Origin of the sequence: Streptomyces sp. NPDC006134 (assembly GCF_040628835.1) — a bacterium.
In the GTDB taxonomy this organism is placed as follows: Bacteria; Actinomycetota; Actinomycetes; order Streptomycetales; family Streptomycetaceae; genus Streptomyces.
In genome coordinates this window covers 1-14,691 of sequence record NZ_JBEXTV010000042.1, presented here as the reverse complement: position 1 = coordinate 14,691, position 14,691 = coordinate 1, and the positions used below count along the sequence as shown (strand labels likewise).

Annotated in this window: 15 protein-coding genes and 1 pseudogene; 2 read left to right on the top strand and 14 right to left on the bottom strand. The window is 74.4% G+C overall.

The features are described 5' to 3' along the window. Positions 1–19: 19 nt before the first annotated feature. Both ABZ340_RS25090 and ABZ340_RS25085 read right to left on the bottom strand, forming a co-directional pair. Positions 20–1,612 (bottom strand): ABC transporter substrate-binding protein, encoded by a 1,593-nt coding sequence (locus ABZ340_RS25090; RefSeq protein ID WP_358784071.1) that lies wholly within the window; start codon positions 1,610–1,612, stop codon positions 20–22. A gap of 107 nt (positions 1,613–1,719) precedes the next feature. After that, entirely contained in the window at positions 1,720–2,196 is a 477-nt protein-coding gene (locus ABZ340_RS25085; protein WP_358784070.1) for a GtrA family protein, read from the bottom strand. Positions 2,197–2,286: 90 nt separating this feature from the next. Between ABZ340_RS25085 and ABZ340_RS25080 the strand changes: the two genes are divergently transcribed. Together ABZ340_RS25080 and ABZ340_RS25075 are read left to right on the top strand one after the other, a co-directional pair. Further along, on the top strand, positions 2,287–2,658 hold the full coding sequence (locus tag ABZ340_RS25080) for a hypothetical protein (protein ID WP_358784069.1): 372 nt from the start codon (positions 2,287–2,289) through the stop codon (positions 2,656–2,658). Between the two features lie 131 nt (positions 2,659–2,789). Then, entirely contained in the window at positions 2,790–3,332 is a 543-nt protein-coding gene (locus ABZ340_RS25075; RefSeq protein ID WP_358784068.1) for a MarR family transcriptional regulator, read from the top strand. On the opposite strand, the gene ABZ340_RS25070 is transcribed toward ABZ340_RS25075, so the two are convergent. The 12 genes and pseudogenes from ABZ340_RS25070 to ABZ340_RS25015 form a co-directional block, all read right to left on the bottom strand. Continuing rightward, positions 3,254–4,531, bottom strand: coding sequence for an MFS transporter (locus ABZ340_RS25070; protein WP_358784067.1), 1,278 nt, complete (start codon positions 4,529–4,531; stop codon positions 3,254–3,256). The genes ABZ340_RS25075 and ABZ340_RS25070 overlap by 79 nt on opposite strands. After that, positions 4,528–5,559, bottom strand: a complete 1,032-nt coding sequence (locus ABZ340_RS25065) for an aromatic ring-hydroxylating dioxygenase subunit alpha (protein WP_358784066.1) — start codon at positions 5,557–5,559, stop codon at positions 4,528–4,530. Before ABZ340_RS25065 ends, ABZ340_RS25070 begins: the two co-directional genes overlap by 4 nt. Before the next feature lies 1 nt (position 5,560). Continuing rightward, on the bottom strand, positions 5,561–5,788 hold the full coding sequence (locus tag ABZ340_RS25060; RefSeq protein WP_358784065.1) for a recombinase-like helix-turn-helix domain-containing protein: 228 nt from the start codon (positions 5,786–5,788) through the stop codon (positions 5,561–5,563). Positions 5,789–5,849: 61 nt separating this feature from the next. Further along, complete coding sequence (locus ABZ340_RS25055) at positions 5,850–6,806, bottom strand: PDR/VanB family oxidoreductase (protein ID WP_358784064.1); 957 nt, start codon at positions 6,804–6,806, stop codon at positions 5,850–5,852. A gap of 12 nt (positions 6,807–6,818) precedes the next feature. Beyond that, positions 6,819–8,444 carry a thiamine pyrophosphate-binding protein gene (locus ABZ340_RS25050; protein ID WP_358784063.1) on the bottom strand — a complete coding sequence of 542 codons (1,626 nt, stop codon included), beginning with the start codon at positions 8,442–8,444 and terminating at the stop codon, positions 6,819–6,821. Between the two features lie 12 nt (positions 8,445–8,456). Continuing rightward, positions 8,457–9,242, bottom strand: coding sequence for an SDR family oxidoreductase (locus ABZ340_RS25045; RefSeq protein WP_358784062.1), 786 nt, complete (start codon positions 9,240–9,242; stop codon positions 8,457–8,459). A 22-nt stretch (positions 9,243–9,264) separates the two neighbouring features. After that, complete coding sequence (locus ABZ340_RS25040) at positions 9,265–10,008, bottom strand: SDR family oxidoreductase (protein WP_358784061.1); 744 nt, start codon at positions 10,006–10,008, stop codon at positions 9,265–9,267. Beyond that, positions 10,001–10,522 (bottom strand): cupin domain-containing protein, encoded by a 522-nt coding sequence (locus ABZ340_RS25035; protein ID WP_358784060.1) that lies wholly within the window; start codon positions 10,520–10,522, stop codon positions 10,001–10,003. The genes ABZ340_RS25040 and ABZ340_RS25035 overlap by 8 nt, the downstream gene beginning before the upstream one ends. Positions 10,523–10,526: 4 nt before the next feature. Continuing rightward, positions 10,527–11,345 (bottom strand): alpha/beta fold hydrolase, encoded by an 819-nt coding sequence (locus ABZ340_RS25030; protein WP_358784059.1) that lies wholly within the window; start codon positions 11,343–11,345, stop codon positions 10,527–10,529. Continuing rightward, complete coding sequence (locus ABZ340_RS25025) at positions 11,342–12,145, bottom strand: aspartate dehydrogenase domain-containing protein (RefSeq protein WP_358784058.1); 804 nt, start codon at positions 12,143–12,145, stop codon at positions 11,342–11,344. The genes ABZ340_RS25030 and ABZ340_RS25025 overlap by 4 nt, the downstream gene beginning before the upstream one ends. After that, positions 12,142–13,176: a VOC family protein gene (locus ABZ340_RS25020; RefSeq protein WP_358784057.1), complete on the bottom strand. Its 1,035-nt coding sequence runs from the start codon at positions 13,174–13,176 to the stop codon at positions 12,142–12,144. The genes ABZ340_RS25025 and ABZ340_RS25020 overlap by 4 nt, the downstream gene beginning before the upstream one ends. 126 nt (positions 13,177–13,302) lie before the next feature. Next, a pseudogene (locus ABZ340_RS25015) lies at positions 13,303–14,622 on the bottom strand (aldehyde dehydrogenase); the annotation flags it as partial. Positions 14,623–14,691 lie beyond the last annotated feature (69 nt).

The window sequence follows — 14,691 nt, the reverse complement described above, 5'->3', positions numbered from 1 at the left end:
AGGGTCCCGGGAGTGCGGGTCATCGCTTGGGCTGCCAGTCCTCGACGTTCCACCACGGGCCGCTGGCGAAGCCGTGCTCGTGCGGTTCGAGCTGCGTGGTCAGCCCCTTCCAGCGGTCGGCGAGCACGTAGAGGTGGTCGATGTGGGTGAGGAAGGTGTAGCCGGGGTCCTCGACGAGTTCGCGCTGGACCTTGCCGTAGGCGGCCTCGCGCTCGGCGGGGTCCTGGCCGCGGCGGCCCGCGTCGAGCGCCTCGTCCACCGCCGGGTTGTCGTAGCGGGCCATGTTGTTGAAGCCGTCGCCGGCGAGGGAGGAGTGCAGCAGGGTGTACAGGCCGAAGTCGGGGTCGCCGACGCTGCCGAAGCCCGCGAGGACCGCGTCGCGTCCCATCCTGGGCTCGATGACCTCCCAGGTGGCGCTCTCCGCCTTCACCTCGATGCCGGCCTTCTTGGCGTCGGAGGCGTAGGCGAGGGCGTGGTCCTGGCGGACCTTGTCGCCGGAGGGGTACAGCAGGGTGAAGGCGGCGCGCCGGCCGTCCTTGACGCGGACGCCGTCCCCGCCCGGCTTCCAGCCCGCCTCGTCCAGGAGGCGCTTGGCCTTGGCGAGGTCGTGGGGGCGCGCGATGTCCTTCGCGAACCACGGGTCGTCGCCGGGCAGCGGCCCGTACGCCGGGCTGCCCGCACCGTCGAGGATCTTGTCGACCATCGCCCGGCGGTCCACGGCGGCGTCCAGGGCCCGCCGGATGACGGGGTCGCCGGTGACCTTGCCCGCGGTGGGCAGGGTGACGGCGCGGAAGTCGTAGGTCTTCGCCTCGTAGGTGCGCCGGTCCTTGTCGTCCTCGAAGGTGGCGGCCAGGTTGGGCGGCAGGACGGCGCCGTCGAGGTCGCCGGAGCGCAGCCGGGTGGCGCGGACGTCGTCGTCCGGGACGATCGCCACGGTGAGCGTCTTCACCTTCGGCGCGCCGCCCCAGTAGTGCGGGTTGGCCTTGAAGGTGAGCTTCTCGCCCTTGCTCCAGTTCGCCAGGGTGTAGGGGCCGGTGCCGACCGGCTCGGTGTTGAACGAACCGGTGTTGGGGTCCTGCTTGCCGGCGATGTGCTCGGGCACGATGGGCAGCACGGTGCGGGCGGCGAAGGCGGCGTAGGGGTACTTGAGCGTGAAGACGACCTTGTCGTCGCCGACGGCCCGGACGTCCTTGACGGCGTCCAGCTCGCTCTTGGCGGTGTTGTTGGTCCTGGCGTCCAGGACGGTGCGGTAGGTGAAGACCACGTCCCGTGCCGTCAGCGGTTCGCCGTCGCTGAACTTCACCCCGTCGCGCAGGGTGTAGGTGTACGTGCGCCCGCCGTCGCCGACCTTCGGCAGCGTGGCCGCCAGGGCGGGCTTCAGCTTCAGGTCGGCGCCGCGGGCGAGCAGCCCGTCGAAGATCTTGGAGTTGCCGTCCTTGCCGTAGCCCAGCAGCGGGCTGAGGGTGTCCGGTTCGGTGGCCACCCCGATGACGACGGACTCGGCGGACTTGCCGTCACCGCCGTCCGCTCCGCCTCCGGGCGCCGAACAGGCGGCGACCCCGGCGGCCAGCGCCGCCGCGGCGGCGGCTCCACGTATCCGACGGGACGTCATGTACCTCACACCCTTATTGCCTGAAAACGGTTGTTGCGAATCGCTCGCAATTAAAGCGTCAACAGAGTACTGGAGGACGACGCTCCAGGTCACCAGGCGGACAGGGGTCAGGTACGGCGGCGGGCGGGGCGGCGGAAGACGGCCAGCCGCAGCACGGCGAACCGTACGACGGTGACCGCGACGGAGGCGGCGGCCAGCACCGCGGTCTCGGCGGCCGGCGAGGCGCCGGGCACGGCGCGGCGGAAGCCCAGCACCGCGCCGGAGGTGAGCAGGTAGCCGAGGAGGAAGAGGGCGCCGGCGCCGAGGTGGGCGCGGAGCGGCGGCGCGGCGGTGTGCCGGAACGTCAGCCGCCGGTTCGCCTCGGTGTTCAGCACCGTCAGCACCAGCAGCGACACCAGGTTGGCCGCGGCCGGCGGCCACCAGCCGCGCAGCAGCCAGTACAGCAGCGCCTGCCCGGCGGTGGAGACGACGCCGATCGCGACGAAGCAGCCGGCCTCCCACGACAGGACGGAGCGGCGCGAGGGCGGCGTGCGCTCGGAGGTGGAGGTGGGGACGGGCGGCGTCGGCGGTATCCCGGTGGGCATCGGCGGTTCCTCGGCGGACGGGGACGGAGAGGCGGGCAAGGGGGCGTGTACGGTGAACGCGCGGTCGACCGAGGGAGGGTGGAAGGCGAAGTGAGCCGGTTACTGCGTGTCTTCGGGGTCGGTGTCCTGGTCGTGAGCGCCGCCGGTTACGCGGCCACCGAGTACATCACCAGCACCCTACCGACGCCGGCACCGCCCAGCCCCTACGGCTCCGAGCCCCCGCCGCCCGACTGCACGGAACCGGAGGAACGGCCGGCCGACTGCCCCCTGCCCGGCGCCGGCTGCCCGCCGCGGGCGACCCCGCAGGCGTCCCCGGCAGGAACCAGTGGACCGGAGTTCAAGGCGGAGCCCTCCCCTCACCCGACCCTCACCGCTTACGCGTTCACCGAGTCCGTCCGCCCGCCGGGGAGCGTTTACCAGTACGCGTGCGACACGGTCACCCTGGTCGCCACCCGGAAGTGACCGTCCGCCCCGGTCGTCGCGGCCTCGGTCATCCCCCCGCGCGGGGCGGACCCGCATATATTTCAGGGCTAAGATTTCCGGTGCGTGGCGCGGGGACACGCGCACGCTCGCGACACCGGGAGGGGCGGTACATGGCCGGGAAGAAGACGGCGGTCCGGCGGGACGCCGTCGCGTCGATCATCGAGGACTGGGCGCGGGAGCGGCCGGAACTGGACACCTCCCCCCTGGAGGTCCTGGCCCGGCTGCACCGCACCTTCCTGCGCTACCAGGCCGGCCTGACCGACGCCATCGAGCGGCACGGTCTCGCCGTGGCCGGCTTCGACGTGCTCACCGCCCTGCGCCGGGCCGGCGCGCCCTACCGGCTCACGGCGGGGCAGCTCGCCGACTCCGGTCTGATCTCCTCGGCCGGGGTGACCCTGCGCATCGACCGGCTGGAGAAGGACGGCCTGATCGTGCGGGAGCGGGACACCGGGGACCGCCGGGTGGTGTACTCGCGGCTCACCGAGGCGGGGCTCGCCAAGGTGGACGAGGTGTTCGCCGAGCACCTGGAGAACGAGCGCCGGATGCTCGCGGAGCTGACTCCGGCGGAGCGGCGTCAACTGGCCCGGCTGCTGTCCAAGCTGGAGCGGTCCATCGTCGCCTCGGGCGAGACGGCGGACGGCGGCGAGGGCTGAGGGCCGCGCAGCAGGAGCCAGGCCCCGCACAGCAGGGTCACGCCCTGGGTGACGGCGAGCAGGGCGAAGCCCGCGCCGAAGCCGCTGCCGGCCGCCGCCATGACGGCTCCCATCGCGGTCGGCATGAAGGCGGACACCAGGTTGCCGGCCCCGTTGACGACGCCGTACGCGCTGCCGACCGCGTCGGCGGGCGCGCAGCGCTGGACGAGGGTGGGGATGGCGGGGCCCTGGAGTCCCCAGAAGCCGTTGGCGAGGACGAGGCCGGTGGCCGCGGCCCCGTCCGAGTCCGCGCCGATGACGACGGCGACGCAGCTCGCCGTGCCCGCCGCGCCGACGACGAACAGCAGCGGCAGCAGCCGCGCGGGCAGCCGGTCCAGGAGCCGGCCGCCCAGGAAGCCGGAGGCGAGCGACATCACGTACGGCAGCGCGGAGACCGCTCCCATGGCGGAGAGCGAGAAGTGCCGTTCGCGCAGCAGGTAGGCGGGCAGCCAGGCGGTGGAGCCCCACAGGTAGGCGAGGGTGGCGATCTCCACGAGGAGGATCACGCCCAGGCGCGGCGTGCGCAGCGCCTGGGCGAGGGTGGCGCGCAGACCGCCGCCGTGCGCCGGGGCGCGCCGGCCCCGCCCGTGGACGAACAGCCACACCAGCGGCAGGCCGATCGCCGCGTTGAGCAACGCGAGCAGCAGGAACGAGGCGTGCCAGTCGAAGCGGTGGACGAGGTACGTGATCAGAGGCAGGCCGACGGCCGTGCCGAGCGAGACCCCCATCGAGCCGACGGCGTTGGGGGTGCCGGACTCGTGGGGGGCGAAGTGCTCGCGCACGTACATCGTCTTGAGGGAGAACAGCGGTCCCTCGGAGGCGCCGAGCAGGGCCCGCAGGAGGACGAGGGTGACGGCGCCGAGCGCGTACGGCGAGAGCAGGGTGAGCGCCGCCCACAGCGCGATGCTCGCGAACAGGCCCCGGCGCACCCCGAGCAGCGCTTCGTACAGCGGGGTGAGGAGGAAGGCCGCGATGCCGTAGCCGAGGAGGAAGGCCGTGGTCAGCGCGCCCTGCGCCACCGTGTCGCCGGTGATGCCGAAGTGGTCGGTGAACGCCCGGTCCGTGACGAGCACGGAGACGTTCACCCGGTCCACGTAGGACACCAGGACGATCACGAGCAGGCTCAGCACGCCCGCCCAGCGGCCGGCGCCCCCGCTCATCCCGCCGACCGGTCCCGGCCGCCGGACGCCTGGGCCTCGGCCTGCTGCCGGTACAGGCGGCGCAGGCGGACCACGCCCAGGTCGTGCTGGTAGAGGTTCTCGGCCCGGTCGGCGTCGGCGGGCATGGCCTCCAGCATCACGCGGTCCTGCTCCAAAACCTGCCAGTGGCGTTCCTCGATGAGGGTGCGGTAGAGGAAGCGCCAGGTGTCGCGCTGCCAGCCGGACACCTTGCGGTAGCGCCAGAAGAAGACGCCGGTGCGTGCGGCGTCGACCGGGCAGGCCATGCCGACGATGCCGAAGGCGCCGCCGGGGCCCGCGGAGGGCGGGTACGGGATGGACAGGTCGACCCAGTCGACGCCGGTGCGGCACAGCTCCACCCAGTCGAAGTTGACGCCGCGCTGGTCGGTCTTCTCGAAGAAGTAGCCGCGGTCGGTCTCGCGGATGCGGAACTTGGCCTGGGTGTCGCCGTCGTACATGGTGTGCGACTCGTGGTGCAGGAAGGCGCCGTGCATGGGGTCGAGGAGGTTCTCCATGGCGAACCGCCACGGCACGTTCCACTCGGCGTAGCAGAGGAAGGACGCGGTCTCGGGGTCGGTGAGCGGCTCGGGGAGGGTGAGGGCGGCGGGTTCGGGGTGCCGCTCGTCGCCGAACCAGGCGAGGATCGCGCCGGCCACCTCGCGCACGGGCAGGGAGGTGACGAGCCTCTTGCCCTCCAGGGTGCAGCCGGGCAGGCCGGGGACGGAGGAGACGGTGCCGTCGCCCTTCACCTCCACGCCGTGGTACCAGCAGGCGACCCGGTCGCCGAGGTGCTTGCCGAGGGAGAGCGGGGCGCCGCGGTGGGGGCAGCGGTCGGCGAGGAGGGAGAGGGTGCCGTCGGCGGCGCGCAGCAGCAGCCAGTTCTCGCCGAGGGCGGTGACCTTGCGCATGCCGCCCGGTTCGACGAAGCGGGAGGGGACGACGGGGTGCCACTGGTTGCGCAGGCCGTTCGCGTAGACGTGGTCGGCGGTGACGTCGGTGGTGAGGGTCATGTCAGGCTCCCAGGCGGTGCATCTCGGCGCGGAAGGTGTCCTCGGTCCAGGGCGTGCCGTCGGGGGTGCGCACCTGGCGGGCGTTGAGCCCGGCGACCACGTCGGCGAGGCCGTGGCCGTCCTGGGTGAAGATCTCTTCGAGGGTGTGGGCGAGTTTCAGCTCGTACGGGGTGGGTTCGCGGGTGCGGGACTGGTGGGGGTCGAGGTACGGCCAGGCGGGGGTGGTCATCGGGGCCTCCATGGGGCGGTGAAGTGGTCCGGGGCTTCTGGTGGATCCGTCGGAAGTCCTGCTAGAGGTCGAGGACGAGGCGGTCGGAGGCGCAGCGCGAGACACAGATCATCATGGTCGCGCCGGCCGCGTGCTCGGCCTCGGAGAGCAGGAAGTCGCGGTGGTCGGGGGTGCCGGCCAGGACGCGGGTCTCGCAGGTGCCGCAGATGCCGTCGCGGCAGGAGGAGGGGACGGACACGCCCGCCGCCTCCACGGCCTCCAGGACGGAGGTGCCGGCGCCGACGGTGACGGTCAGCCCGGAGGCGCGGCACTCCACCTCGAACGCGGTGTCGTCGCCGGTGTGTTCGACGGCCGGGGCGGTGAAGCGTTCCAGCCGCAGCCGCCCCGGCGGGCACGCCTCCTGCACGGCGGCCAGCAGCGGCTCGGGGCCGCACGCGTATACGAGCGCGTCGTCCGGGAGGCCGTCGAGGGCGGCGGCCAGGTCGATGGGGCCCCGCTCGTCCTGCGGGACGAGGGTGACGTCGCCGCCGGTGAGGAGGGCGAGTTCGCCGCCGAAGGCCATGGAGGCGCGGGTCCGGCCGCCGTGCACCAGGCGGTAGGGGACGCCGTCGCGGTCGGCCCGCCGGGCCATGGCGAGGATCGGGGTGATGCCGATGCCGCCGGCGAGGAAGACGTAGGACCCGGCCGCCTCCAGCGCGAAGTGGTTGCGGGGACCGGCCGTGCGGACCATCTGGCCGGGGCGCAGCCGGGTGTGCACGTACCGCGAACCGCCGCGCGAGGCGGGCTCGTCGAGGACCGCGATCCGGTAGACGGCGGGGTCGTCCGGGTCGCCGCACAGGGAGTACTGGCGGACGAGGCCGCCCACGTGCAGGTCGATGTGGGCACCCGGGTCCCAGGCGGGCAGGGGCTTGCCGGCCGGGTCGGCCAGCTCGACGGAGAGCACGCCGTCCGCCTCCCACGTCATACGGCGTACGAGGAGTGCGCGTTCCTGTTCCGCTGCTTCTTCGGTGACGCTCATCGGAGGGCCTCCCTACGCGGTGGGGATCTTCACGGGCGGGGTGAACGGGGTCTTCATCGGGCCGAGTGCGGCGAGGTCCACCTCGACGAGGACCGGCCCGCCGGAGGTGAGCGCCTCCTCGATCACCGGCCGGGCGTCGGTCTCGGCGGCGATGCGGGCGTACGGCAGCGAGCAGGCGGCGGCGAGCCGTGCGAAGTCGGGGGTGTGCAGGTCGACGCCGCTGCGGCGGTCGCCGTAGCGGTCCTGGGTGTTGCGCAGGACGCCGTAGCCGCCGTCGTTGAAGACGAGCAGGACGAGGCGGGGCTTCTCCTGGGCGAGGGTGAGCAGTTCGCCGAGGTGGACGGCGAGTCCGCCGTCGCCGGCGACGACCACGGTGGGGACGTCGGGGCGGGCGAGGGCGGCGCCGATGCCCATGCCCAGGCCCTGGCCGATGCCGCCGCCGCGCGGGAAGACGTTGGCGCGCGGATCGTGGATCGGCAGGAGGCGGTTGCCCCAGGTGGAGGAGGGGATGGTCACGTCGCGGGCGACGATCGCGCCGGGCGGCAGGGCGGCGGCGAGCGCGTCGCAGATCGCCGCCTGGGGGCCGATGGCGTCGCGCAGGGCGTGGCGCACCTCGTCGCGGACGGCGTGGACGCGGGCGGTCCAGGCCGGTTCGGCGCGGGTCGCGCGGGCGGTGAGGTGCGGCAGGACGCGGGCGGCGTCGCCGTGCAGGGCGTGGCGGGCCGGGTAGACCCGGCCGAGGGCGGCGGCGTCGGCGTCGATCTGGAGGTGGGCGCCGGGGAGGGTGAGGGTGTAGTCGGCGGTCTCGTTGGAGCGGAAGTGGGTGCCGACCGTGACCAGCGCGTCGGCGTCGGCGAGCAGGGCGCGGACGGCGGGCGTGGTGGCGAAGTTGCCGATGACCTGGGGGTGGTCCTCGGGGACGGAGCCGCGGCCGGAGTTGGAGGTGATCAGTCCGGCGCCGGTGGCCTCCAGGAGGTCCCGCAGTTCGCGGCGGGCCCGGGTGGCGCCGCCGCCCGCCCAGACCAGCGGGCGGCGGGCGGTGCTCAGCAGGTCGCGTGCGGCGGCCAGCTGTGCGGGGTCGGGCTCGGGGACAGAGGTGGCGGGGGGTGTCGTGCCGTCGTCGCGCTGGGCGGCGTACTGGAGGTCGACGGGCCATTCCACGCTGGCCGGTCCGCCGGGGGTGGCCAGGGCCGCGGCGGCGGCCTCCCGCAGCAGGCGGCCCGCGCTCGCGATGTCCGGGACGGTCGCCGCGTACGCCGAGACGGCGGCGAGCATGCCGAGCTGGTCCCTGGTCTCGTGGATGAAGCCGCGTCCGCCGCCCAGGAAGCGGCTCTCGATCTGCCCGGTGACGTGCAGGACGGCGGTGCCCGCGGCGAGCGCCTCCACGAGGGAGCCGGCCGCGTTGCCGGCGCCGGTGCCGGTGGAGGTGAGGGCGCAGCCGAGGGTGCCGCGCGCCCGGCCCCAGCCGTCGGCGGCGTTGACGGCGGTCGCCTCGTGCCGTACGGGCACGAAGCGCAGGTCGCGGTCGACGGCCTCGACGAGGGGGAGGTTGTGCACGGACACGATGCCGAAGACCGTGTCGATGCCGAGTTCCTTCAGGACGGCGACGAGCAGGTCGCCTCCGGTGCGGTACGTCATGCGTGCTGCCTCTCAGAGGATGCCGCGGCCGACCCCGCCGCAGACGTCGATGGCGGTTCCGGTGATGTACGAGGCGCGCGGCGACAGCAGCGTCACGATCGCGTAGGCGACCTCCTCGGCGCGGCCGAGACGGCCGAGGGCGACGCCCCGGTCGGCGGCGAGGCGGGCCTGCCACTCCTCGTACGCCAGGCCGGAGCCGTCGGCGGCGTGGCGGCGGGTCCACTGACCGGTGTCGATCAGGCCCAGGCAGACGGAGTTGACGCGGATGCCCTCCGCGGCGAGTTCAGCGGCGAGGGACTTGGAGAGGTTGAGGATGCCGGCGCGGGCCGCGCTGGTGGTGACGAGGCGGGGCTCGGGCTGTTTGGCGAGGACGGCGTTGACGTTGACGACGCTCGCCGCGTCGGAGGCGCGCAGGTGCGGGCGGGCGGCCCGCAGGGGGTGCAGGACGCCGGCGAACTTCAGTTCCAGCTCGTCGCGCCAGTCCTCGGCGGTGGTCTCGTCCAGCCGCTTCATGCGCGACTGGCCCGCGTTGTTGACCAGGCCGTCGATGTGGCCGAACCGTTCGGCGGCCCGCCGGACGAAGCCGTGTACGGCGTCCGCGTCGCGCACGTCGCAGACGGCGGTCAGCAGCCGGTCGCCGCCGCCCAGGCGGGCCGCCGCCGCGGCGAGGCGGTCCGCGTCCCGGCCGCAGGCGGCGACGTTGGCGCCCTCGTCGAGCAGGGCGCGGACCGTGGCCAGGCCGACGCCCGAGCTGCCGCCGGTGACCAGGACGGTCCGGCCGGCGAGACCCAGATCCATGGGATTCTCCTGAAGGTCGGTGTCAGTGCGTGGTGAAGCCGCCGTTGACGGCGATCACCTGCCCGGTGAGGTAGCGGGACTCCTCGCCGAGCAGGAAGGAGACGAGGCCCACGAGGTCGTCGGGCTGCTGGGGGCGGGGGATCGCGCGGTGGGCCGCGTAGAGGGCGTGGCGGGCGGCGGGGACGGACTCGGTGGCCTCGCACTCGGTGAGCCCGGGGGCGACGGCGTTGACGGTGATGCCGTGCTCGCCCAGTTCGCGGGCCATGCCGCGGGTCAGGGCGATGACCGCGCCCTTGGAGGCGAGGTAGTGGGCCAGGCGCGGGGAGCCGTACAGGGCGGCGTCGGAGGCGATGTTGACGATGCGTCCGGGGCGGGTGAGCAGCGGGTGCAGGGCCTTGGCGACCAGCCAGGGGCCGCGCGCGTTGACGGCCATCAGGCGGTCCCACTCCTCGACGCCGATGTCCTGGTACTCCTTGCCGCCGACGCCGTTGGCGAGGGCCGCGTTGTTGACCAGGCCCCAGACCGGGCCGAGGCCGCGGACGGCGTCGGCGAGGCGGGCCACCGAGGCGGGGTCCGCCACGTCGCAGGGCACGTACCGTGCCTCTCCCCCGGTGGCGCGGACGGCGGCGGCGGTGCGCTCGCCCCACTCCTCGTTCAGTTCCGCGACGACGACCCGGTGGCCGTCGGCGGCGGCCCGGCGGGCCATGGCCTCCCCCAGGCCACGGCCCGCCCCGGTCACGACGACCGTGCGCACGTCGTCAGTCACGGCTGACGCCGTACAGCGGCGAGTACTCGGGGTAGGTCGGCACCTGCGGCTTCTGCGTGCCGATGATGACGCAGAACAGCGCGTCGGTGTCGCCCTCGTTCTTCAGCGAGCGGGTCACCCCGGCCGGCACCACGATCATGTCGCGGTAGCCGAGGGTGCGGTACTCCACCTCGTCCGGGCCGCGGTGGATGCCCACGCGGACCTGTCCCTCCAGGACGAAGAACGCCTCCTCCACGTCGTGGTGGGTGTGGGCGGGGCCCTCGGCGCCCGGCGGCAGCAGCATGTTGGAGAAGGTGAAGCCGCCGGAGGGGAGGATCCGCCGGTCGTCCTCGTGGTTGCCGGTGGCACCGGAGCCGACGTAGCGGATCTGGGCGCGGCGGTACTGCGGGCCGGCCTTCTCCTGGAAGGAGAGGGTGCCCCAGTCGGGCTCGCGGGAGGCGCGGGTGGCGATGAGGGAGTCGGTGTACTGGGAGAGGTCGCCGCCGTTGTCGTACTCGGTGGTCGTCAGAGGCATGGGGTCAGTCCTTCCGGTGGGTGGGGTGGGTGTGATGGCGGGTGGGGTCGGTGACGATGTGCAGGTGGGACAGGACCCAGGCGTTGAAGCGCTCGGGCTGTTCCTGGTGGGCCAGGTGACCGGCGTCCTTGACGATCACGTAGGCCGTCCTGTGCAGGCCCCCGGCCAGCGCCTGGGCGGCGTCCGGTCCGGTGACCCGGTCCCGGTCGCCGCAGAGCACGAGGGCCGGTGCGGTGACGTGCGCCAGGTCGGCGCGCAGGTCGGCGGTGGCCATCGACTCGGCGGCGTGGGCGTAGCCGGGCAGGCGTACGGAGGCCGCCATGGTGTCGACGACGCGCCGGACGAGTGCGGGGGGCGCGTCGTCCGACAGGAGGCGGGGGCCGCGTTTCTCGGCGAACGCCCGGGGGCCGAGCGCCTCCAGTTCCGGTACGCGGGCCCGCATGGCGGCGGCCTTCGCCGGGTCGGTGCCGGAGCCGGGGCTGGAGTCGGCGACGATCAGGGAGTCGACGAGGCGGGGGTGGCGGACGGCGAGGCGGAGGGCGATCACGCCGCCCCAGGACACGCCGAGCACGTGGGCCCGGCCGCCGCGGGCGCGGATGACGCCGGCCGCCGCGTCCGCGTAGTCGTCCAGGCCGAGCGGGCCGTCGGGGTCGGGGGACCTCCCGTAGCCGGGGGCGTCCCAGGCGGCGACGCGGAAGTCCTCGGACAGCGCGGCGAGCTGGGGCGCGAAGGAGGCGGACGAGGAGCCGATGCCGTGCAGGCAGAGCAGCAGCGGGCCGTCGGCGCCCGCCTCCTCCACGTGCACCCCGGTCGCGGCGCTCACAGGATCTGCCCCGGCCGTCCGGCGAGCGCGCCCAGGGAGCGCAGGACGGCGTGCGGGACGACGCGGCTGGTGGCGGGGTTGCCGGCGTCCGGGGTGTGGGACGCCTCGAAGCGGTAGGCGCCGTGCGGGCCACGGGCTTCGAGGACGTGCCGGGTGCGGACCGCCGCCGGGTCGGCGACGACGCGGACCCGGACGGCGTCCAGGTCGCCGACGGCCAGGGCGACGGAGGCGGCGACGTTGGTCGACCGGGGGAACTTGACCGGGACGTCCCGGGCGGTGCCGTCCATCACCTCGACCGGTCCGGTGGCCGTGCGCATCCTTTCGAGCAACTCCTCGTCCATCCAGGGCTGTTCGAGGGTGGCGGGCAGTTTGGTGGTGGTGAGCCGGACCTCGTCGAGGGGGCCGAGGGCGCGTACGGCCTGGAGCAGGTCGAGGCCGCCGACGGCGCCGCCGGTGAAGTACACCCGTCCCGGCCCGGCGGACAGCAGCCGCTTGGCGAGGTCCTCGTCGGTCAGGGCGCCGGTGGAGGCGACGAGCAGGTCGGTGCCGGCGGTCAGGACGCGCTCGCCCCACTCGCGCACGACGCCCTGGCCCGCGGCCTCCACGATCAGGTCGGCGCGTTCGACGGCCGTCTCGAAGGGGACCTGGCCGGCCGGGGCGGCGCCGCCCAGGGGGCGGTTGTCGACGACGCAGGCCAGGGTGGCGCCGGGGATCTCGCCGGCGGCGAGGGCCGTGCCGACGACGCGGCCGATCGCGCCCCAGCCGACCAGGCCGACCTTCAGCGGGACGAGGGGGCTCATGCGGGGGCTCCTTGCGGGGCGGCGGCGGGCGGCGGTTCGGTGGGTGGTTCGGCGTCGACGGGTGGTTCGGTGGACGGTTCGGCATCGACGGGTGGTTCGGCGGGCGGGCGGACGGGGCTGCCGTCGGGGGTGCCGGCCATGTGGGCGCGGATCAGCTTCGAGGGCGGGCCGGCGGTGCCCCACAGGTCGGACAGTTCGGGCACGCGCCGCCACACCTTGCAGATCCAGCGGTCCTCGACGACCTGCGCGACCTCGGAGGTGTACTCGCACACCAGGCCGGTGGGGTCGGTGAAGTAGGAGAAGGTGTTGTTGCCGGGGCCGTGCCGTCCCGGACCCCACCGGGGGACGACGCCGTGGTGGCGCAGCCGTCCGATGCCGCGCATGAAGTGGTCCAGGGAGTCCATCTCGTAGGCGACGTGGTTCAGGGACACCCAGTCGGCCTGGTTGAAGGCGATGCAGTGGTGGTCGCTGTTGCAGCGCAGGAACGCCATCTGGTGCTCGGACCAGTCGGAGACGCGCAGGCCGAGGACCTCGCGGTAGAAGGCGACGGAGGCGTCGATGTCGGGGGTGTTGAGCACGGCGTGGGTCACGCCGACCGGCACGGCGGCGTCCCGGCCGCGCGGCGGGACCGCCCAGGTGTCGGCGGACAGTTCGATCAGGCGGCCCTCGTGGTCGTGGAAGCGCAGGCCGTATCCGCCGCCGACCTGGTCGAGCGGGCCGGGGCCGGTCACCGGTGTGATGCCGCGGCGTTCGAGGCGGCGGGCGGCCTCGTCGATCTCGGCCGGGGTGGCGACGGCGAAGGCGAGCCGGCCCAGGCCGATCCGGTCGGCGCGGGTCAGCTGCAGGGCGTGGTGTTCCTCGCCGGTGCCGCGCAGCCAGCTCGCGCTGTGCCCGGCCTCGACGACCTCCAGGCCCCATGCCTCCTCGTAGAAGCCGGTGGCCTCGGTGAAGTGCGGGGTGAGCAGTTCGACGGAGCGCAGGGCCCGCAGGCGGGCGATCGGGGGGTCCTGAAGGGCGGGGTGGTGGGACATGGGTCTCCGGTCTCTCCGGGGGCGGGGCCGGCTCTCTCCGGGGTGGGGCCGGCTCTCTCCGGGGGCGGGAGGCCGGATCTCTCCGGGGCGGGGCCGGCCCGGGGCGGGAGGAGGGGGCGGCGGTGTTCAGCCGGCCCAGGGCAGAGGGGTGGCGGAGGTGCCCCAGTACAGGGACTTCTGGCGCTGGTAGGCGCGGATGCCGTCGCGTCCCTTCTCGCGGCCGAGTCCGCTGGCCTTCATGCCGCCGAAGGGCGTGGAGACGCTGAACTGCTTGTAGGTGTTGATCCAGACGGTGCCCGCCTCGATCCGGCGGGCGATCCGCCAGGCCGCGCGGTGGTCGCGGGTCCAGATGCCGCAGGCCAGCCCGTAGACGGTGGCGTTGGCCTGGCGGATCAGGTCCTCCTCGTCGTCGAAGGGCAGCGCCACCAGGACGGGGCCGAAGATCTCCTCCTGGCAGGTGCGGGCGTCGTGGGCGAGCCCGTCGAGCACGGTGGGCAGGTAGTAGGCGCCGTCGGCGTACTCGGGGCCCTCGGGCGCGGCGCCGCCGCACAGGACCCGGGCGCCCTCGGCGCGGGCGAGGTCGACGTAGGCGGCGACGCGGTCGCGGTGCGCGGGGTGGACGAGGGGGGCGACCTGGGTGTCCGGTGCCGTGCCGGGGCCGACGCGCAGCTTGCGCACGCGCTCGACGAGGGCGCCGAGGAAGTCGTCGTAGACCGTCCGCGCCACGAACAGCCGCGAACCGGCGATGCAGGACTGGCCGCTGGAGGAGAAGATGCCGAACAGCACGCCGGCCAGGGCCTGTTCGACGTCGGCGTCGGGCAGCACGATCGTGGGCGACTTGCCGCCGAGTTCGAGCGAGACGGGCATCAGCTTCTCGGCGGCGGTCCGGGCCAGGGCCCGGCCGGTCGCCGTGCCGCCGGTGAAGGCGACCTTCCCGACGCGCGGGTCCCGTACGATCGCGTCGCCGACCACCCGGCCGGGCCCCGGCAGGACCGCCAGCAGGGCGGTGGGCAGGCCGTGTTCGTCCAGGGCGCGGGTGACGATCCGGCCCAGGGCCAGCGAGACCAGCGGGGTCCACTCGGCGGGCTTGAGCAGCACCGCGTTGCCGGCGGCGAGCGCGGGAGCGAGTTTCTGGGCGTCGCTGGCGACCGGGGAGTTCCACGGGTTGATCGCGCCGACGACGCCGACGGGTTCGTGCACGCTCATCGTCACGTACTCCCCACGGGAGGGGGTGAGCGCGTCCTCGGCGGTCTCCAGGGCGGCGGCAGTGTACCGGAAGGTGCCGGCCGCGCTGGCGACCAGGGCGCGCGTCTCGGCGAGCGCCTTGCCGGTGTCCGCGGTCTGGAGGGCGGCCAGGTCCTCGGCGCTCTCCTCGATCAGCTCGGCCACGCGGTGCAGGAACCGCGCCCGCCGGTGCGGGAGCAGATCCCGCCACCGGGGGTCGGCGGGGGGGGCGGGGGCCGGCCCGGGGCGCCCCCGGCCCCCCCCCCGGGGGGGGGGGGGGGGCGGGGGCCC